16 protein-coding genes are annotated in these 19067 nt (G+C 68.1%); 11 read left to right on the top strand and 5 right to left on the bottom strand.

Annotated features, from left to right (window positions below):
- Positions 1 to 11: 11 nt before the first annotated feature.
- Positions 12 to 893, bottom strand: coding sequence for a serine hydrolase (locus D5S18_RS16560; protein ID WP_239003808.1), 882 nt, complete (start codon positions 891 to 893; stop codon positions 12 to 14).
- 131 nt (positions 894 to 1024) lie between these two features.
- Here D5S18_RS16560 and D5S18_RS16555 point away from each other — a divergent pair, with 131 nt between their 5' ends.
- The 10 genes from D5S18_RS16555 to gatB all read left to right on the top strand — a co-directional run bounded on the left by D5S18_RS16555 (position 1025) and on the right by gatB (position 13425).
- Positions 1025 to 2713 carry a serine/threonine-protein kinase gene (locus tag D5S18_RS16555; RefSeq protein ID WP_120041879.1) on the top strand — a complete coding sequence of 563 codons (1689 nt, stop codon included), beginning with the start codon at positions 1025 to 1027 and terminating at the stop codon, positions 2711 to 2713.
- A 20-nt stretch (positions 2714 to 2733) separates the two neighbouring features.
- On the top strand, positions 2734 to 3948 hold the full coding sequence (locus tag D5S18_RS16550; protein WP_120041878.1) for a sensor histidine kinase: 1215 nt from the start codon (positions 2734 to 2736) through the stop codon (positions 3946 to 3948).
- Positions 3945 to 4619 (top strand): response regulator, encoded by a 675-nt coding sequence (locus tag D5S18_RS16545; protein WP_120041877.1) that lies wholly within the window; start codon positions 3945 to 3947, stop codon positions 4617 to 4619. The genes D5S18_RS16550 and D5S18_RS16545 overlap by 4 nt, the downstream gene beginning before the upstream one ends.
- 25 nt (positions 4620 to 4644) lie before the next feature.
- Entirely contained in the window at positions 4645 to 6510 is a 1866-nt protein-coding gene (locus D5S18_RS16540) for a serine/threonine-protein kinase (RefSeq protein ID WP_120041876.1), read from the top strand.
- Positions 6479 to 6670 carry a hypothetical protein gene (locus tag D5S18_RS34450; RefSeq protein WP_147403972.1) on the top strand — a complete coding sequence of 64 codons (192 nt, stop codon included), beginning with the start codon at positions 6479 to 6481 and terminating at the stop codon, positions 6668 to 6670. The genes D5S18_RS16540 and D5S18_RS34450 overlap by 32 nt, the downstream gene beginning before the upstream one ends.
- Before the next feature lie 178 nt (positions 6671 to 6848).
- Positions 6849 to 7673, top strand: a complete 825-nt coding sequence (locus D5S18_RS16535) for a serine hydrolase (protein ID WP_120042197.1) — start codon at positions 6849 to 6851, stop codon at positions 7671 to 7673.
- A 10-nt stretch (positions 7674 to 7683) separates the two neighbouring features.
- Complete coding sequence (locus D5S18_RS16530) at positions 7684 to 9138, top strand: serine/threonine-protein kinase (RefSeq protein WP_239003806.1); 1455 nt, start codon at positions 7684 to 7686, stop codon at positions 9136 to 9138.
- A 215-nt stretch (positions 9139 to 9353) separates the two neighbouring features.
- Positions 9354 to 10388, top strand: a complete 1035-nt coding sequence (locus D5S18_RS16525) for an ATP-dependent 6-phosphofructokinase (RefSeq protein WP_120041875.1) — start codon at positions 9354 to 9356, stop codon at positions 10386 to 10388.
- 120 nt (positions 10389 to 10508) lie between these two features.
- Positions 10509 to 11885, top strand: a complete 1377-nt coding sequence (locus tag D5S18_RS16520; protein WP_120041874.1) for an alpha/beta hydrolase family protein — start codon at positions 10509 to 10511, stop codon at positions 11883 to 11885.
- Between the two features lie 34 nt (positions 11886 to 11919).
- Positions 11920 to 13425, top strand: coding sequence for an Asp-tRNA(Asn)/Glu-tRNA(Gln) amidotransferase subunit GatB (gene gatB, locus D5S18_RS16515; RefSeq protein ID WP_120041873.1), 1506 nt, complete (start codon positions 11920 to 11922; stop codon positions 13423 to 13425).
- A 57-nt stretch (positions 13426 to 13482) separates the two neighbouring features.
- On the opposite strand, the gene D5S18_RS16510 is transcribed toward gatB, so the two are convergent.
- A complete protein-coding gene (locus tag D5S18_RS16510) occupies positions 13483 to 14103 on the bottom strand; it encodes an LppP/LprE family lipoprotein (RefSeq protein ID WP_120041872.1) in 621 nt (206 codons plus the stop codon).
- A gap of 97 nt (positions 14104 to 14200) precedes the next feature.
- Positions 14201 to 15301: a PQQ-dependent sugar dehydrogenase gene (locus tag D5S18_RS16505; protein WP_120041871.1), complete on the bottom strand. Its 1101-nt coding sequence runs from the start codon at positions 15299 to 15301 to the stop codon at positions 14201 to 14203.
- Positions 15302 to 15413: 112 nt separating this feature from the next.
- Between D5S18_RS16505 and D5S18_RS16500 the strand changes: the two genes are divergently transcribed.
- Positions 15414 to 16301 carry a DoxX family protein gene (locus D5S18_RS16500; protein WP_120041870.1) on the top strand — a complete coding sequence of 296 codons (888 nt, stop codon included), beginning with the start codon at positions 15414 to 15416 and terminating at the stop codon, positions 16299 to 16301.
- Between the two features lie 58 nt (positions 16302 to 16359).
- Here the strand turns inward: D5S18_RS16500 and ilvD are convergent, their stop codons facing one another.
- A complete protein-coding gene (ilvD, locus tag D5S18_RS16495) occupies positions 16360 to 18201 on the bottom strand; it encodes a dihydroxy-acid dehydratase (protein WP_120041869.1) in 1842 nt (613 codons plus the stop codon).
- Positions 18202 to 18429: 228 nt separating this feature from the next.
- Positions 18430 to 18948: a PH domain-containing protein gene (locus tag D5S18_RS16490; RefSeq protein ID WP_203236765.1), complete on the bottom strand. Its 519-nt coding sequence runs from the start codon at positions 18946 to 18948 to the stop codon at positions 18430 to 18432.
- Between the last annotated feature and the right edge of the window lie 119 nt (positions 18949 to 19067).

Here is a 19067-nt window from a genome sequence, read left to right as displayed (position 1 = left end):
GCCGTTCCGCCTCAGTGGTCACAGCCGCCGCCTTGCAGTTCGGCGATATGTCTGCCGACCAGTTCGCCCAGTTTGCTCAGGATGTCCGCGGCATCGGTGAAATCGCCCGAATCCGCCTGTGCGGCAAGGGCGACCGCGATGCGCCCGGTGGGTGTCGGGACCAGGCCGAATTGGCGCACCGTGTAGATGCCGGTGTCGTCGTCGGGACCCCAGCCGCCTTTGAACTCGGTGCCGTCGATGACGCCGAGACCCCAACTCTGGTCCTGTGCGATATGCGCCATCAGATCGGTGACCTGATCCGACTGCGCCAGACAGGGCAGTCGGGAGGCGAAACGCACCTGGTTGGTCAGCGTCCACTCGGTCTGGCCGAAGGCGGTGTAGTCCAATCGGGTGCGCGGGCCTGCCACCGCCGCCATACCGTCGCCCGCCTCGTCGAGCACCTGCTGCACCGCGGCCCCGGCTTGCAGACCGTCGCCGAGGGATTCCCAGAGTGCCTGTGCCGCATCATTGTCCGAGACGGTGATGGCCGCCAGGGCCAGTTCGCGCACCCGCTCGCCGGAGTCGTGGCGCAGCGCGGCCATCGCCAGCGGCACCTTGATGGTGGACCAGGCGATCCCGGAACTCCAGTCGCCGAAGACCGTCACCCGGCCGCCGCCGACGGGCATGATGGCCAGTCCCACCTGTCCGGGCAGGGTCGGTTGCAACTGGATGAAGTCATTGGCCAGCGAATCGGGCAGTGACACCCCGACACCGGGCCGCCAGTGCGCGGCCGTGTCGACGGTGGGCGGACCCGCGGGCTGCGGTGCGCCGCGCAATGCGTCGCATGAGGTCAGGGTGAGCAGGGCCGCGGCGGCCGCCGCGAGCACGGCGGGAATTCTGTGAACTGCTCGCACCCCGCGTCCTCCCCGCAACACTCATCCTTGGCCCAACGGTCGATGACCGGTCGAGACGACATCATCGCAGACACCGGTCCGGGCCGACCCGGTAGGCTGCCAGAGTTGTAGGTCACCTGAAGGGGGACACGGTGCTCTCCATCGGAGATACGTTCGCGGGGTTCATGATCGAGCGCATGCTCGGTCAGGGCGGGATGGGTTCGGTCTATCTGGCCCGGCATCCGCGCCTACCCAGACAGACCGCCCTCAAACTGCTCAATCGGGAGTTGTTCGCCGACGCCGAGGTGCGCGCGCGTTTCGAGCGGGAGGCGGATCTGGTCGCCCAGCTCGACCATCCCAATATCGTCGCGGTGTACGACCGGGGTGCGCAGGACGAGCAGTTGTGGATCTCGATGCAGTACGTCGACGGGGTCGATGCCGCGTCGGTGCGTCCGCATGAGCTGCCGCCGGAGCGGGCCGTGCAGATCGTGGAAGGTGTTGCGGCGGCGTTGGATTACGCGCACGGGTTGGGTGTGCTGCACCGGGATGTGAAGCCCGCCAATATCATGTTGGCCCGCGCGGATTCGGGGCGGCGGGAGCGGGTTTTCCTGACCGACTTCGGGATCGCGCGGTTGCGGGAGGATTCCACGCATCTGACCCAGACCGGGATGTTCACCGCCACGCTCGCTTACGCTTCGCCGGAGCAGATGACGGGTGCCGCGCTGGGTGGGGCGTCGGACCAGTATTCGTTGGCTTGTTCGCTGTTCTGGTTGCTCACGGGGACCGCGCCTTTCGATGCGGCCAATCCCGCCGACATCATTCGGGGGCATCTGCAGGTGGCGCCGCCCGCGGTGTCGCCGCGTCGGGGTGGGGTTTCGCCCGCGTTGGATGCGGTGATCGCCAAGGCGATGGCGAAGCGGCCCGGTGATCGGTTCGGGTCGTGCGGAGAGTTCGCCGCTGCTGCGAAGCAGGCGTTGACTGTTGGATACAGCGCTGCTCCCACGATGACTGCCGGGATTCCGGCCCAGAGCGTTCCGCAGACCGGATATGCGATGCAGGGCAATGCGTTTCCCGTCACGACCGGTTATCCGCCTGCGATGCAGCCGTATTCGCCGTCGCAAGCGATTCCGGTGCGGGGATTTCCGCCGAGTCCTATCCCGCCCGCGTATCCGCCACAGAGTTATGCCAAACCGCCGAAGCGGTCGAAAACCGGTGTGATCGTGGCGATCTGTGCGGTAGTCGCGGTGTTGGGCGTAGCGGTCGTGGCCGGTGTGGTTGTCCTCTCTCGCAGCGACTCGCCCAAGGCAGGCAGCGAAACCGGTGGTCCGTCGGATGGGAAGTCGCTGGTCAGGGCATTCCCGCAGTTGTTGCCGCGCGACGTCGATACCGAGTCGGGCTTCGGCATAGGTGAGGGCTACCGGGAGAAGGAGTGCTTCCTGCACACCAACCTCGCCAAGGACTCCCGGCCGATCACCGACTCCAAGGTGCCCGACTTCTCCAACTGGGTGGCCGCCTGGGATTGTTTCGGGTCGCCGCTGACCGAACCGAATATGGCCGTCGTCGCCTTCAAGACCCCGGCGGCCGCCAAGGCCGCCTTGGCGTCGCTGCCCGCGAACATCACCGCGTCGGAGTCCAATGGCGGCAAGACGATGACCACGCACCGCTGGAAGGCGGACAAGAGCCTCCCGGAAGCCTATGTGGCGGTGGGCTTCGAATCCGATCCGTCCCGCGCGAACTGTCTCTTCCTGGCGCATGTCACCATCGACGACGGTCGCCGTCCCCTGAGCTTCACCAAAACCAGTGTCGCCTGGAAGGACTGGTTCGCGACTGTTCCGCTCTGATCTGCTACTAGCCTTTCCCTATGGACGTGACCCACGCCACGCCCCGCATCAGGGAACGCATCCGTGCCTTCGTGCGGCATCCGGTCGCGACTTTCTATGCGGCACTGGAGGAACTGCCCTATGACTATCCGCCCGCGTTGATCCTGCTCTCGGATGCGGCGGCCGGGGTGGTGGGGATCGTGGCCTCGGCGCAGCGGGCCGGGTATTGGCCGACCCCGCTGCCGGTGCTGGCGATGGTGTTGCTGTTCTTCTCGCTGCCACTGTTCTGTCTGTCCGGGCTGCTGCCGCATCCGATTTCGCTGGGGGCGGCCGGATTGGCGGCGGCGGCGGCATTCCTGTTGCAGCCGGTGCCCGCGGATTTCGCGCCGTTCGTGCTGGTGGTGGCGGTGGGGCAGGTGTCGGCCATTACGAGCAGGCGGGTGAGTATCGCCTTCGGGCTGGTGGCGGTCGCCGAGTTGATCGGTTTCGTGCTGGCGGGGCCGTACGAGGGGCTGCCGATGTATTGCGGGGGAGTGGTTTTGGGCTGGTTGGTGGGGGTCATGCTGCAGCATCAGCGGCGCTATCTGTATCAGGAGCGGGAGTATCAGGAGATTCGCGCGGTGCGGGCGGCGGATGCGGAGCGCGGGCGGATCGCGCGCGAGGTGCACGATGTCATCGCGCATTCGCTCAGTGTGACACTGCTGCACCTGACCGCGGCCCGGCACAGCTTGCAGACCGATCGCGACGTGGACGAGGCGGTGGCCGCGCTCACCGACGCCGAACGTCTGGGGCGTCAGGCCATGGCCGATATTCGTCGCACCATCGGCCTGCTCGACGCCCGCCCGGCCGGGTCCGCCCCCGAACCGGGTCTGGCAGATTTCACCGATCTGGTGGGCGATTTCGTGCGCGCGGGCCTGCGGGTGGATTACGCGGCCACCGGTGAGGTCGCGGTCGTCTCGCCCGCCGTGGGGCTCGCACTGTATCGGATCGGGCAGGAGTCGCTGGCCAATGTGGTCAAGCACGCACCCGATTCGACGGTGCGGGTGCGGTTGGGTGTGGATGCCGCGCTGGCCGAATTGACCGTCGACAACACCCTGCCTGCGAGACCGACCCGGACCGGGCGCGGAATGGGGTTGTCCGGGATGCGTCGGCGCGCGGAGCTGCTCGGCGGCCGGATCGTCGCGGGTCCGCGCGGCACCGGCTGGTCGGTGCGCGTGCGCTTTCCCTTGGTGCCTGCCCGTTTGGGTGTGCGATGACGCCCGAGGACATCGTCGCCGTCCTCGTCGTCGACGATCAGGAATTGGTGCGCGGCGGTCTGCGGCGCATCCTGCGCAGGCGCGACGGTTTCGTGGTCACCGAATGCGCCGATGGCGAGCAGGTGCCCGCGGCGGTGGCCGCGAGCGATCCGGATGTGGTGCTGATGGATCTGCGCATGAAACGTGTCGGCGGCATCGACGCCACCCGCAGGCTGCGCGAACATGCCGATGCGCCACCGGTCCTGGTGCTCACCACCTTCGACGACGATCACCTGCTCTCGGGTGCGCTGCGCGCGGGCGCGGCGGGTTTCCTGCTGAAGGACTCCCCGGCCGAGGATCTGATTCGCGCGGTGCGCACGGTCGCCGCGGGCGGTGCGTGGCTCGATCCGGCGGTGACCGGTCGGGTCCTGTCGACCTATCGCAGCGCGCCCGCCGTCGCCCGCACCGACGCGCGCCTGGCCGAATTGACCGCCCGCGAATACGAGGTGCTCGAATTGATCGGGCGCGGCCGGGTCAATGCCGAGATCGCCCGCGCGCTCGGCATCTCGGAGGTGACGGTGAAAAGTCATGTCGGGCATATCTTCGGTAAGTTGGAGCTCCGGGATAGGGCCGCTGCCATAATCTTCGCGTTCGACCATGCGGTGGTGGCACCCGGAGCATCCGGTTTTTGACGGAAACGTCCCTGGATATGGAGGAATGACGCCGGTGGCACCTGGTCCGAGGTCCGGAACCCGCTTCGGGCCGTACGAATTGCGGTCCCTGCTGGGCAAGGGCGGAATGGGCGAGGTCTACGAGGCCTACGACACCGTGAAGGACCGCGTCGTCGCGGTCAAACTCCTCTCCGAGGAGTTGGCCAAGGACCCGGTGTATCAGGTGCGGTTCCGCCGCGAATCGCAGGCGGCGGCCCGATTGGCCGAACCGCATGTCATCCCGATCCACGACTGGGGCGTGATCGACGGGGTGCTGTTCATCGATATGCGGTTGGTGCCCGGTGTGGATCTGCGCGCGCTGCTGCGCGCGGGCGGCCCGCTGAGTCCGGCCCGCGCGGTGCACGTCGTCGAGCAGATCGCGGCGGCCCTGGATGCCGCGCACGGCGGCGGTCTGGTGCACCGCGACGTCAAACCCGCCAATATCCTGGTGTCGGACAAGGACTTCGCCTACCTGGCCGATTTCGGTATCGCGCACACCGAGGGCGACGCTGCGGTGACGCTGGTCGGTGTGGCCGTCGGGTCCTACATCTACATGGCGCCGGAGCGTTTCGACGCGGGCCAGGTGACCGGCCGCGCCGATATCTACTCGCTGGCCTGTGTGCTGCACGAATGCCTCACGGGGGCATCGCCGTTCCCGGCGGCCAGTATGAATGTGCTGATCCGGTCGCATCTTTCCGATCCGCCGCCGCCCGCGAGCAGGCAGCGGGCCGGGGTGCCCGCCGCGCTGGACGAGGTGATCGCGCGCGGGATGGCCAAGGATCCGGCGGACCGGTATGCCACCGCGGGCGCGTTGGCGGCGGCCGCGCGGGCCGCGCTCACCGCGGCCCCGCCGCCGCGCAGCGGGCCGACGCTGGTGGTGCGCCCGCCGGAGCGGCAGGCCGCCGATCCGACGGCGGTGCATCTGGGGCTGGTGCCGCCGGAGAGCACCGGTGAGCTGTCGTTGCCCTCCATCATCACCCCGGCCGCGCCGACGGTGGTGCGGCCCACCGAAACCCAGTTCACGCCGCTCGCGCCGTTCGGTCCGCCGACGCAGCACCTGTCGGGTGCGGTGCCCGCGCCCGCGCAGCCCACCACGCAGTTGCCGCCGGTGCGGCCGTTCCCGGACGCGCATCTGTATCCGGAGCATCAGCAGTACGGTGTGGCGCAGCCGCATTCGGAGCAGTACGCCGACGCGCGTCGGTCCGAGCCGACGCGGCGCTATCCGGAGCAGCCGGATCGGCAGGCTCCCGAATATCCGCCGCGGCGTGCGCCGTTCCCGCCGCCGCCCGGCCCCGCGCACGGCGCACCGGCCTCGCGCGCGTATTCGGAGCAGAACTACGAGTACGCCGAGGACTACTACGAGGACGATCCGGTCGAGGAGGGTTCGGGTCGCCGCCGCTCCATCGTCGCGCCGTTCCTGATCGCGGTGGCGGCGATTGTCGTGATCGCCGTGGGTGTCGCGGTGGGCTGGCAGGCGTTGAGCCATCGCAAGGCGTCCCCTGCCGCCGAAGGGCCTGCTGCCTCCGCGCCCGCCACGCCGGGTCGTCCCGCTCCGACGCCGGGGCGTTCCGCGCCGCCCACCACCAAGCCCAGCTCGGTCACCCTGCCTTCGAGTGCGACGCCGTGCGGCGCCGGATCGGGTGGTGCGGCACTGTCGCATGCTGCGGTCGGCAACGGCGTGACGAGCTGTCCGTTCGCCGAGGAGGTGCGCCGCGCGTACGCCGAATCCGCCTCGGGCGTCATCGGTTCGGGTCCGCGTTCGGTGGTCGCCACCAGTCCGGTCACCGGGCGCAGCTACACCATGACCTGCGCGTCCGACGGCGGACTGATCACCTGCACCGGTGGCGAGAACGCCCTCGTCTACGTGTACTGAGCTCAGCCGCGCTCGGTGGCCGCGCGCCGCACCGGAACTCGGCCCCGACAAGGCCGCGGACCTGTGGCGACGACTGCGGGAGCTCGTGGACGTGCGCGATGATGCCGCATGCGCGGCGGTGCTGTCCACCCTCGCGGCGCATTTCGGCCGCCGCGCCTGAAACGCCCGGATATCGGGTCGGGGCCGCGCGCTCGGCACTGTGCAGACCCCCGGAGCGCCAAGTACGGTGTCAGAACGCCGTATCGATTCCAGGAGCCGGGGAGTACGCGAGGAGTATGCGCCAGAGATACCCGAGACAGCGACGCGTCCGGAACCTGCTGTGCGGTGCGGGATTGGCCGTGCTACTGGCCCTTACGGGCTGTACCCAGCGCGCCCACGACCGAAACCAGGAGACCATCACCGAGGCGGCGGCCCGCACCGAGCAGGCGGGCTTGGCGATGACCGTGCCGGGCACACTGGCCGCCGGTTTCGCCGACCTCCAATCAACGGTGAAGGGCCGCATCGGCATGGCCATCATGCCCGTGGGCGGCGACCGCGCGGTCAGTTTCGGAGCGTGGACCTCGGGACCGGCCTGGTCCACCATGAAGGTCCCGCTCACCATCGCCGCGCTGCGTCGCAATCCGGCCCTGTCCACCTATGCCGCCGCCAATGCGATCACCCAGTCCGACAATGCCGCCGCCGATGTGCTGTGGCAGTCGCTGGGCACCTCGCAGGAGGCGGCCCAGGCGGTGGAGGCGGTGCTGCGCGAGGGCGGCGACGCCAAGACCGCCGTGCCCGCCGCGCGCGCCCGCGCCGATGCCTCCGCCTTCGGTCAGGCCGACTGGGCACTGACCGATCAGGTCGAATTCGCTTCGCGGCTGCCGTGTTTGGCGCAATCTGGCACGGTGGTGAATTTGATGCAGCAGATCACGCCGCAGCAGCGATGGGGGCTCGGCGCATTCAATAATGCCCAGTACAAGGGCGGATGGGGTCCCGATCCGCAGGGCGCGTACCTGGTCCGCCAGTTCGGGCTGGTGCCCGCGGCGGGGGGACAGTTCGCGGTGGCCTTTGCCGCCCAACCGGATTCGGGCGTCTTCAATGACGGGATGACGCTGCTCGATCGAATGACCACGCTCATCACCCAGCATCTCGGCGAACTATCCGGCGGCAAATGCCAGGGTTGAGGGTGTCCGGGTGCAATCGCGGAGCGGGACCCGATTCGGTCCCTACGAACTGCGCGCGCTGCTGGGTCGGGGCGGTATGGGGGAGGTCTACGAGGCGCACGACACCGCCAAGGATCGGATTGTCGCGCTCAAACTGCTGACACCGGAGTTGGCGGCCGATCCCGTATTCCAGGAACGCTTTCGGCGGGAATCGCAGGCGGCCGCTCGACTGGCCGAACCGCATGTCATTCCCATTCACGACTGGGGGAGCATCGATGGCACCCTCTATATCGACATGCGGTTGGTGCGCGGCGCGGATCTGAAATCGGTGCTGCGCGAACAGGCCCCGCTCGGGCTGGAACGCGCGGTGCGGATTCTCGATCAGATTGCCTCCGCATTGGATGCCGCGCATGCGGACAGGTTGGTGCACCGCGATGTGAAGCCCGCCAATATTCTGGTCACCCCAACGGATTTCGCGTATCTCGTCGATTTCGGTATCGCCCGTTCGACCGGTGATCCGAGTGTCACCGCCACCGGTGCGGCGATCGGTTCCTACAGCTATATCGCGCCGGAGCGCTTCGAGGGCGGGCCGGTCGGCGGTGCCACCGATATCTACTCGCTGGCTTGCGTTCTGTATGAATGTCTCACCGGGGCACAGGCTTTCCGGGCCGGCAGTATGAGTGCGCTGATCCATGCGCATCTCAGTCAGGCGCCGCCGCGGCCGAGTCTTGTTCGGCCGGATATTCCGGCGGCCATGGATGCGGTCATTGCCAGGGGGCTCGCGAAATCGCCCGGCGATCGGTATGCGAGCGCCTGTCAGCTCACCGCGGCGGCCGCCGATGCCCTTGTCGGTCGGAGTTCCGCGCCGCCGACCAACCGCATGCCGATTGTGGCTCCGGCGCCGCCTACTGTCCGCTTTCCGGAGGGCGGCACCGAGCGTGTGCCGAAGGTTGTTGGGCCACAGCCCGATCCCCGTAGTTGGCCCGCGGTGCGAATCGAGCCGGTGCGGGCGGATCGGCCCGAGGCGGTTCCGCATGGCGACGGTGGCATGCTTTCTCGTTCGGATAATGCCGCGCCGCAGCCTGATTCACGACGCGGCCGCATTTGGAAGGTGCTGCTCGGCGTATTCCTCGTCTCGGCCGTCGTAGTCGGTGCGGCTGCGGGCGTTTGGTTCCTGCGCCCGCCACCTGCGCCCGCTCCGCCGCCGGTTACCTCTGCCCCTCCGCTGCCCACCGATGCTCAGCCATGCACCCAGGTCTACCCGGCGACCGGTCGTTTCACGGCCTCCGCCATCGGCACCCCGGTCACCTCCTGTCGATTCGCCGAGGAGGTCCGCAAGGCGTACGCCGCTGCCGCATCCGGTCCGGGCCAGGTGACGGTGGTGGCGCACAGTCCGGTGCGCGATCAGGACTACGAGATGACCTGCCAGGGTGATCGCGTCGTCGTCTGTCGCGGCGGCGAGAACGCGGTGGTCTATCTCTACTGACGCCAAGCCGTTGTGGCGCTGGGGAATTGAGCGAACCGCCACGGTGGGGACGCGCATCGGGTGCGTTCGCCCGCCCCGCCGGGGAGGATGGACCGGACCAGATGCGCCCGCCAGGAAGGTCCGATATGTCGAGCCAGCCGAACTACGGTTCCCGTTACCCCCGGTACACGGGGGCGCGGCTGCCTGCCGACGCGGTGGGAGGCAAGATAGCGGCCATGCGCATCGGAGTCTTGACCGGAGGCGGCGACTGTCCTGGCCTGAACGCGGTGATCCGCGCCGTCGTTCGGACCGCGAACGGACGATACGGCGATGCCGTGATCGGCTTCCAGGACGGTTGGCGCGGGCTGCTCGAGGACAGAAAGATCAATATCCTCAATGACGACCGCACCGATCGGCTGCTCAACAAGGGCGGCACCATGCTCGGCACCGCGCGGACCAATCCGGATATGCTGCGCGCGGGTCTCGGCAAGATCAAGCAGACCCTGGACGACAACGGTATCGAGGCGCTGATCCCGATCGGCGGCGAAGGCACGCTGACCGCCGCCAGTTGGCTCTCCGATGAGGGCGTCCCCGTGGTGGGCGTCCCGAAAACCATCGACAACGATATCGATTGCACCGATGTCACCTTCGGGCACGACACCGCGCTCACCATCGCCACCGAGGCCATCGACCGGCTGCACACCACCGCCGAATCCCATCAGCGAGTCATGCTGGTGGAGGTGATGGGTCGGCACGCGGGCTGGATCGCGATCCACTCCGGTATCGCGGCGGGGGCGCATCTCACGCTGGTGCCCGAGGTCCCGTTCGATGTGGACGAGGTGTGCCAGATGATCAAGCGCCGCTTCCAGCGCGGCGACAAGCATTTCATCTGCGTGGTGGCCGAGGGGTCCCATCCCGCGCCGGATTCCGGATTCGCGCTGCGCGAGGGCGGAATCGACGAGTTCGGGCATGAGCGCTTCACCGGTGTCGCGCAGCAGTTGGGCGCGGAGATCGAGCGGCGCATCGGCAAAGAGGTGCGCACCACCGTCCTGGGGCATGTGCAGCGCGGCGGTAGTCCAACACCTTACGACCGGGTGCTGGCCACCCGCTTCGGACTGCATGCGGCCGAGGCGGTGCACGCCGGGCGCTTCGGGCAGATGGTGGCCCTGCACGGCACCGAGATCGATCTGGTTCCGCTGTCGGAGGCGACCAAGCAGCTCAAGCGCGTTCCGGAGGAGAGCTATCGCGAGGCGGAGGCGTTCTTCGGCTAGGGGTCGGGTCCGCCGCGGTATCGACGACCCCTCATCCCTGAGACGGAATTCGGTCGACTGTCGGGATGATTCGCCCTGTCGAGCCCGTAGTCGTCGGACTATGGGCCGTACGTTGAAGGTATGCGCTCCGGTCGATTTCTCGCGCTGACGCTTCTCGTCGTCGGCACTCTGTTCGCGGCCTCCTGTTCGAAATCCGAGCCGAGCAAGCCTTCGGTGCAGGGCGAGTGGCACGGATCCATCGAGGTGCCGGGGAACCCGCTGCCCGTGGGGATCACCTTCACCGCCGAAGACAAGGCGACGATCGACATCCCCGCGCAGGGCATGCAGGGTGTGGCGTTGAAAGATGTTCGGACCGAGCCGGATCGGGTGGAGTTCGCGATCGCGAATGTGCCGGGCGATCCGGTCTTCCACGGCAAGCTCGACGCGCAGCGGATCACCGGCAAATTCACCCAGGCCGGTGTGGACTTCACGCTGAACATGGAGCGCGGCGCACTCGCACGGCAGACTCGGCCGCAGGATCCCAAACCGCCGTACCCGTACAAATCGACCGATGTGACCTACCGCAACGGCGAGTTGACCATCGCGGGCACGCTCACCGAACCGCAAGGGGCGGGACCGTTCCCGGCCGTGCTGCTGCTCGTCGGCAGCGGTGCGAACAATCGCGATGAGGAGATCGCAGGCCATCGGCCGCTGCTGGTGCTCGCCGATGCGCTGACCAGGTCGGGTTACGCGGTGCTGCGGACCGATCAGCGCGGTGTCGGCGGCACCGGTAGCAAACTGGCGGACGCCACCTATAGGGACCTCGCCGATGATGCGGTCGCGGGCTTGCGCTTCCTACGGTCCCGCTCCGAGATCGATCCGGCGCGTGTGGGGTTGATGGGGCACAGCCAGGGCGGATATATCGGTCCGCTGGTCGCTTCGCGTCCGGATGCCAACGTCGCCTTCGTCATCTCCATGGCGGGTCCCGCCGTGCTCGGCGCGGAGGTCGTCGCCGAGCAGGCCAGGCTCATCGGCGCCGCCGAAGGTATGCCCGCCGAGCAAATCGACGAGCAGGTCCGCGCCAATGCGGAGCTGGCCAAGCTGCTGCTCGCCGGTGACCTCGAAGGTGCGCGAGCCTTGGTGAAACAGCAGAACGCCGAGCTCCCGCCGGACAAGCGACAGCCCGACGACAAGATCGCCGCGGCGATCAGTATCAACGATATGGCGCTGTACTCCTACGATCCGGCCCCCGCGCTGAAGGCGCTGCGCATCCCGGTCCTGGCCTTCTTCGGCGGCAAGGACCTCCAGGTCCCGCCCGCTCAGAACGAAAAGCCCATGCGCGAGAACCTCGCCGCCGACCCGGACGCCACCGTCCACGTCTTCCCGAATCTCAATCACCTCATGCAGCCCGCCGACAAGGGCGCGCCGAGCGAGTACAAGAAGATCGACGTGACCATCGACCCGGAGGTTCTCACCTTCGTGACCGGGTGGCTCCAGCAGCGCTTCCCGACCAAGTAACAGGGCCGGAACCGGCTTACTTAAACTGATGCCTATGAGCGCACCCACGGTCGAGTTGATGGATTATGCCGACGTCATGGCTAGGTTCGAGCCGGTGCTCGGCATGGAGGTCCACGTCGAGCTGTCCACCGCGACCAAGATGTTCTGCGGTTGCCCGACCGAATTCGGCGCGCAGCCCAATACCCAGGTGTGCCCGGTCTGCCTCGGCCTGCCCGGTTCGCTGCCGGTGGTGAACGAGCAGGCGGTGGCCTCGGCCATCCGGATCGGGTTGGCGCTCAACTGTTCCATCACCCCGTGGGGTCGCTTCGCGCGCAAGAACTACTTCTACCCGGATCAGCCGAAGAACTACCAGATCAGCCAGTACGACGAGCCGATCGCCACCAACGGTCACCTCGAGGTCGTCCTCGATGACGGCAGCACCTTCCGGGTGGAGATCGAGCGCGCCCACATGGAGGAGGACACCGGCAAATCGGTGCACGTCGGCGGTGCGACGGGTCGGATCCACGGCGCGAGCCATTCGCTGCTGGACTACAACCGCGCCGGGGTGCCGCTCATCGAGATCGTCACCAAGCCGATCACCGGCGCGGGGGAGCGCGCCCCCGAGGTGGCCCGCGCCTATGTCACCGCCCTGCGCGATCTGCTCAAATCGCTCGAGGTGTCCGATGTCAGGATGGAGCAGGGCTCGCTGCGCTGCGATGCGAATGTGTCGCTGATGCCCAAGGGCGCGACGGAATTCGGCACCCGCACCGAGACCAAGAATGTGAACTCGCTCAAGAGCGTCGAGGTCGCGGTGCGCTACGAGATGCGCCGCCAGGGCGCGCTGCTGGCCGACGGCGGCACGGTCATCCAGGAGACCAGGCATTTCCACGAGGCCGACGGCTCCACCTCGCCCGGTCGCCGCAAGGAGACGGCGGAGGATTACCGCTACTTCCCGGAGCCGGATCTGGAGCCGGTCGCGCCTGCGGCGGAGTGGGTGGAGCAACTGCGCGGCACCATTCCCGAGTACCCGTGGCTGCGGCGCGCGCGGCTGCAGGCCGACTGGGGCTGGGCCGATGAGGTCATGCGCGATGTGGTGAATGCCGGTGCGCTGGAACTGATCATCGCCACCGCCGAGGCGGGCGCGCCCGCGGATGACGCGCGCTCCTGGTGGGTCGCCTACCTGACGGAGAAGGCCAAGGAGCGCGAGGTGGCCCTGGAGGAGTTGCCCATCGCTGCGGCACAGGTGGCCGAGGTGATCGGGTTGGTCGAGGCCAAGACCATCAATAGCAAGGTGGCCAAGCAGGTCGTCGATTTCGTCTTGGCGGGCGAGGGCGCGCCCGCCGAGATCGTCGCGGCCAGGGGACTCGGCATGGTCTCCGATGACGGTGCGCTCATAGCCGAGGTCGAGAAGGCGTTGGCCGCCAATCCGGATATCGCGGAGAAGATCCGCTCCGGCAAGGTGCAGGCCGCGGGCAAAATCGTCGGCGATGTCATGAAGGCGACCAGGGGCCAGGCCGACGCGGCGCGGGTGCGCGAATTGGTCCTCGCCGCCTGTAGCTGAGCGAATACCCGCGAGTCCGGATCATCGCGGATGATCCGGACGGCTCGGCTCGACTGCCTAGTAGGTGACGACTTCCTTGGGGATTTCGGGACTGTGGGTGATGGTTCTACCATCGGCGCCGAGGGTGAATGTGATGGTGGCGGAACCGATGTCGCAGCAGCCGCTTGGCCAGTGGTATTCGACATCGACGGTGCGGTCTGCGGAGCTGGGCACCCTGGTGTAGCCGGTCGCCTTGGCGGTCGCGGTGCCGATGTACCCGTCGTGGTTGAAGAACAGCACATGCGCGGGCGAACTCGCGACGCTGTTCGGAGGCTTGACGACCACCCACAGCAGTTGCGGGCAGGAACCGATATGCGCGTCGCTGGCCCAGAGGTAGTCGTAGGGATCGCCAAAGACGGTGGAACCGAGCGATTGGATGGCGCGGTGGACCACTTCGTTATTCGCGTCGACGCAAAAACCATGGCCCGCGGTGGCCGGGGCGTCGGCGGAGGGGGCCTGGCTGGCGATGGGTCTGTCGAGGGAGTCGGACGCGGGCGCCTGAGCGATGCCGGGCGCGGGCGTGATGTGTGCACTGGAGACCGGCGCGCTGCGGGGTATCGCAGGTTCGGAGTTTTGACATCCGGTCGTCGCCAAGGCGAGTCCGATGGCTGTCACCGTCGCGCCGATGATCTTGTTCATTCGAGCCTTCCTGTGTCGCACCAATTCTGACAAGCGTTTGAATTATGCGATGTCTTTCACAGTGGGAAGGATCGGGCAGCGGCGGCCGCTGGGTGGTTTAGTCCGGTCCGCCGCCACCTGGTTGCGGCGGTGGGATTCGCACCACGCGATCGTCGGTCGGGCCGCCGGGACCGGAGGATTTGTTGGCGGTGGTGACCCACGCGTTGCCATCCGGTCCGGCGGTCGCGCCGTAGAGCGCGCCGTACTTGTCCTGCACGGCCAGGCTGGGCGCGGTGGTCACGGCATGGGTGTTCGGATCGGCCACCACGACCGCCACCGCCTTGGCATTGCTCAATGCGACCATGACGCCGTCCGGTCCGGCCGCGCAACCGCCGACGCCGGGCCGGTCCGGCCAGGTCCACGCGGTGCTGACAGTGCCGTCGGAATCCATGTGCTGCAACCGATCCGCCGCCGGGGTGCGGTCGGTGATCCAGATGCCATTCTTGGGGTCGCGGCAGATATCGCCCGCGATACCGATGCCGGAGAGCGCGACCTCGGGTGCGGCCGCACCGGGGGCGGGGGAGTTGACCCGCAGGAGTTTGCCTGCCAGCGAGCCCGCGGACGCCGCGCCGCCGGGATTGCCCGCGTCACCGGTGAGCACCAGCAGTCGATTGGGATCGGCCCATTCGATCGCGCCGTGATTTCCGGTGGGACCCTTGGGGATTCCGGTGAGAATATCCTTGGGCGGGCCGTTCTCGGCCAACCGGACCACCCGATTGTCCGAGGCGGTGGTGATGTAGGCGTAGAGCAGCCCATCCTCGCGGTAGGTGGGGGAGAGCGCCAGATCGCTCAGGCCGCCGTCGCCGGAACCGTCCACATCCAGCCGCGCCACCTCCACGGGCGGCGCCTTCGGATCGGTGACCTTCAGGATGCGGCCGGTGCGGCGCTCGGCCACCAGCACCCCGTCCGGCACGCCGACCAAACCGCTCAGTGTGTCCAGGCAGGTGGCCACCACATTCTGGTCCGGATCCTCGCAGGGACCCAGTTGCCGGGAGGCGCTCGGCGGTGGCGTCTTGGTCGGATCGAGATCGGCGGCGTGCATGGTCGGCTCCGGGGTGAACGGCCCCGACGCCGAATCGTCGAACCGGGCGCAGCCCGCCAGTGCGGCGGCGGCCAGCGTCAAGCTCGCCGCGACGCGGCCCGCGACAACCAAACTCATGGGTCAGACGTTACGGAAATACCCTCGCGCGCGCAGACTCCGGGGTCGGGTGGTGGACACGCCGTCGCGCGTGTCGCCCCGCCGTCGCACCCACCGGCATAGGGTTGGGTCCGTGACCGAGAAGACAAATGACACATCAAGAGCCGAGGCGCACGGGGCGTTCGCCGAGCAAGCGGCGGTGTCGAGCACCGGTCGCGCGGTGAGCAGCCCGTTCGACAATCCCACCCAGCAACTGCCCGCCGTCGAACTCGGCAAGGAGCTGCCCCGCACCGACGAGGAGTTGGGACTCGACCCGCAGGTGCCCAGCGTCGTCTCGCAGCCGGAACCGACGCAGCCGCGCACCGTCGAGTCGCCCGCGGTCCCCGCGGCCGATACCGAGCCGAGCTACCCGTACGCGAGCATTCCGCCCGCGCCGACCACCCCCGATTCGAAGCGGTTGCGCCGTCGCAATGGCGACAATCGCCGGGGCACCCTCGATTTCGGGTTGTTCGTGCTGCGGCTGGTGGTCGGCGGCACCTTCGTCTACCACGGTTTGCAGAAACTGACGGGTTGGTTCCACGGTCCCGGCCTGGACGGTGTGCGTCAGATGATGGAGTCGGGCGGCTGGAGTCAGCCCACCTTGGCCACCGTCATGGTGATCGTCGGCGAGATCGGTGGCGGTGTGCTGCTCGCGCTCGGCCTGGCCTCCCCGTTGGCCGCGGGCGCGGTGCTCGCGGTGATTCTGGACGCCTGGGCCTGGAAGCAGGGGATGGAGCCGGGTTTCCAGTACAACTCGGGCACACCGACCGGGGTGGAGTTGGAGTCGATTCTCGCGGGCGCGGCCGCCGCGCTCATCCTCACCGGTCCCGGCCGCTGGTCGCTGGACCGCAATCGCGGCTGGGCCTCCCGCCCCTCGTGGGGTTCGTTCGTCGTGCTGCTGCTCGCCATCGCCGCGGCGGTGGCCACCTGGTATTTCCTGCACGGCGGGAATCCGCTGCACGGCATCGGGCCGTTTCACTGAGGTTGGCGCACAACGAAATCCGGCGCCACCCGAATTCGGGTAGCGCCGGAGGCAGGGTCTATGGCACCTTGCGGACCGCGCCGCGATCGGCTGAGGTGGCCAGTGCGGCGTAGGCGCGCAGCGCCGTGGTGACGGGGCGGTCCCGATGCGCGGGCTGCCAGGGGCGCTCGGACGCCTCCATCTTCGCGCGGCGCTCGGCCAGCACCGCATCGGAGACCAGCAGTTCCAGTGCGCGGGTGTGCACATCGATGCGGATCTGGTCGCCGTTCTCGATCAGACCGATCGTGCCGCCGCTGGCCGCCTCGGGCGAGATATGCCCGATGGACAGTCCGGAGGTGCCGCCGGAGAAGCGGCCGTCGGTGATGAGCGCGCACACCTTGCCCAGGCCCGCGCCCTTCAGGAATGCGGTGGGGTGCAGCATCTCCTGCATGCCCGGACCGCCCGCCGGACCCTCGTAGCGGATGACGATCACATCGCCCGGCTTGATCTCCTTGTTGAGGATGGCCGAGACCGCGGCCTCCTGCGATTCGACCACCACGGCCGGACCCTGAAAGCTGAACAGGGACTCGTCGATACCCGCGGTCTTGAGGATGGCCCCGTCGAGGGCGATATTGCCGCGCAGCACACACAGTCCGCCCTCGACGGTGTAGGCGTGCGCGATATCGCGGATGCAGCCCTTCTCGGCGTCGGTGTCCAGGGACGACCAGCGGTTCTCGGTGGAGAACGGTTCGGTGGTGCGCACCCCGCCCGGCGCGGCGTGGAACAGTTCCAGCGCCGCATCGGAGGTCTTGCCCGAGCGGATATCCCAGGTGTCGAGCCATTCGTCGAAGCTCGCCGAATGGACGGTGCGCACCTCGGGATCGAGCAGTCCGCCGCGACGCAGCTCGCCGAGGATGGCCGGGATGCCGCCCGCCCGGTGCACATCCTCCATGTGGTAGTCGGAGTTGGGGGCGACCTTGGACAGGCACGGCACCCGGCGCGAGATCTCGTCGATGGTGGTGAGATCGAAGTCGATCTCACCCTCCTGGGCGGCGGCCAGTGTGTGCAGCACCGTATTGGTGGATCCGCCCATGGCGACGTCGAGGGTCATCGCATTGCGGAATGCCTTGGCATCGGCCACATTCCGGGGCAGCACCGACGCGTCGTCCTCGCGGTACCAGCGATTGGCGATATCGACGACGATCGAACCCGCCCGCTCGAACAGCGCGCGCCGCGCGGCGTGGGTGGCCAGCACCGAACCATTGCCGGGCAGGGCCAGACCCAGCGCCTCGGTGAGGCAGTTCATGGAATTGGCGGTGAACATGCCCGAGCAGGAGCCGCAGGTGGGACACGCACTGCGCTCGACCTCGCTCAGGCCCTCCTCGGACACCGAGTCGTTGGCGCTGGCGGCGATGGCGGTGATCAGATCGGTGGGGGCCTGCGCCACACCGCCGACGACCACGGCCTTGCCCGCCTCCATCGGCCCGCCGGAGACGAACACCGTCGGGATGTTGACGCGCATGGCCGCGTTGAGCATGCCCGGTGTGATCTTGTCGCAGTTGGAGATGCAGACCAGCGCGTCGGCGGTGTGCGCGTTGACCATGTACTCCACCGAGTCGGCGATGATCTCGCGCGAGGGCAGCGAATAGAGCATGCCGCCGTGACCCATGGCGATACCGTCGTCCACCGCGATGGTGTGGAATTCGCGCGGCACCCCGCCCGCCGCGCGCACCGCGGCGGCGACGATCTCGCCGACATCCTTGAGGTGCACGTGGCCGGGCACGAACTGGGTGTAGGAATTCGCGATGGCGACAATCGGCTTGCCGAAATCGGAGTCGGTCAGACCGGTGGCGCGCCAGAGCGAGCGCGCGCCCGCGGCATTGCGGCCGATGGTGGTGGTTCGGGAACGGAGCGGTGGCATGGTGTCCTCGGAGGTCGCGGGGGCTGATGTGCGACTGCGCCGACTCGCTCGCGGGAGCGGAGTTCGGCGAATCCTCAACGTTACTCTCGGCGGAATCGGTGCGATTCGCTGGTGGCGGCGCTGTTGTCGCGCCGAAGCCTTGGTCGCCGCGAGGGTGTCGTCGGCGCGGGCGGTGTCATCGGTTGTGTCGTATCCGGCACCGTCGCGTATCAGCCTACCGGTAGGCGCTCACTTGTCGTCGGCCGCCGCGTCCTTGTCGTCCTCGGCCGCCGCGTTCGCGGCGGCGTCGCGTGCCGCCTCCTCGGCCGCGAACAGGTCCGGAATCCGTCCGTGCGAGGCCGCGATCAGATCGCGCAGTCGGTCGTAGGTCACCGCGGGCAGTTTGACCGTCGACCCGTCGGTCAGGTGCGCTCGGACGAAGCCGCGCTTGGGAATGCTGACGCCCTTCAACTGCGCCCATCCCACATGTCGGGAGCCGAAGACGCGGCGCAGCTCGAGTCCGGATTCGGAGAGCACCGTGCGGGTGCGCGCCACCCAGACCACGCCCGCGACCGGAATCAGCAGCAGCCACCACAGCCCGAGCGGCCAGCCCGCGAAGAAAAAGAAGACGCTGAAGAACAGAACCAGCAGCCCCAGGTAGGCGAGCGGCGGGACGCGGATGGTCCGCACCTGCTGACCCGTTTGTTCCCCAGCCTCGGCGGTATGGGACGATTCCAGCGGTGGCACGGACTGATGCGGTGATGACACACCACCATCTTCGCATCCTGGTGAACGCACACATTCAACCACTGCTGTCTCACATAATGAGACGTCACGGGTCAGCCGTTTGACTCCGAGGTTTGCGCGCGCATAACGTCGTCGACGTG

The organism is Nocardia panacis, assembly GCF_003598715.1.
In the GTDB taxonomy this organism is placed as follows: Bacteria; Actinomycetota; Actinomycetes; order Mycobacteriales; family Mycobacteriaceae; genus Nocardia; species Nocardia panacis.
This window is presented reverse-complemented; position numbering and strand designations above follow the sequence as displayed.

What these genes read in the sequence shown, in the direction of transcription:
- gatB (WP_120041873.1), top strand. Translation starts at nt 11,920, where the DNA reads ATGAGCGCACCCACGGTCGAGTTGATGGATTATGCCGACGTCATGGCT.
- D5S18_RS16525 (WP_120041875.1), top strand. Translation starts at nt 9,354, where the DNA reads ATGCGCATCGGAGTCTTGACCGGAGGCGGCGACTGTCCTGGCCTGAAC.
- D5S18_RS16505 (WP_120041871.1), bottom strand. Translation starts at nt 15,301, where the DNA reads ATGAGTTTGGTTGTCGCGGGCCGCGTCGCGGCGAGCTTGACGCTGGCC.
- D5S18_RS16540 (WP_120041876.1), top strand. Translation starts at nt 4,645, where the DNA reads ATGACGCCGGTGGCACCTGGTCCGAGGTCCGGAACCCGCTTCGGGCCG.
- D5S18_RS16510 (WP_120041872.1), bottom strand. Translation starts at nt 14,103, where the DNA reads ATGAACAAGATCATCGGCGCGACGGTGACAGCCATCGGACTCGCCTTG.
- D5S18_RS16550 (WP_120041878.1), top strand. Translation starts at nt 2,734, where the DNA reads ATGGACGTGACCCACGCCACGCCCCGCATCAGGGAACGCATCCGTGCC.
- D5S18_RS16520 (WP_120041874.1), top strand. Translation starts at nt 10,509, where the DNA reads ATGCGCTCCGGTCGATTTCTCGCGCTGACGCTTCTCGTCGTCGGCACT.
- ilvD (WP_120041869.1), bottom strand. Translation starts at nt 18,201, where the DNA reads ATGCCACCGCTCCGTTCCCGAACCACCACCATCGGCCGCAATGCCGCG.
- D5S18_RS16545 (WP_120041877.1), top strand. Translation starts at nt 3,945, where the DNA reads ATGACGCCCGAGGACATCGTCGCCGTCCTCGTCGTCGACGATCAGGAA.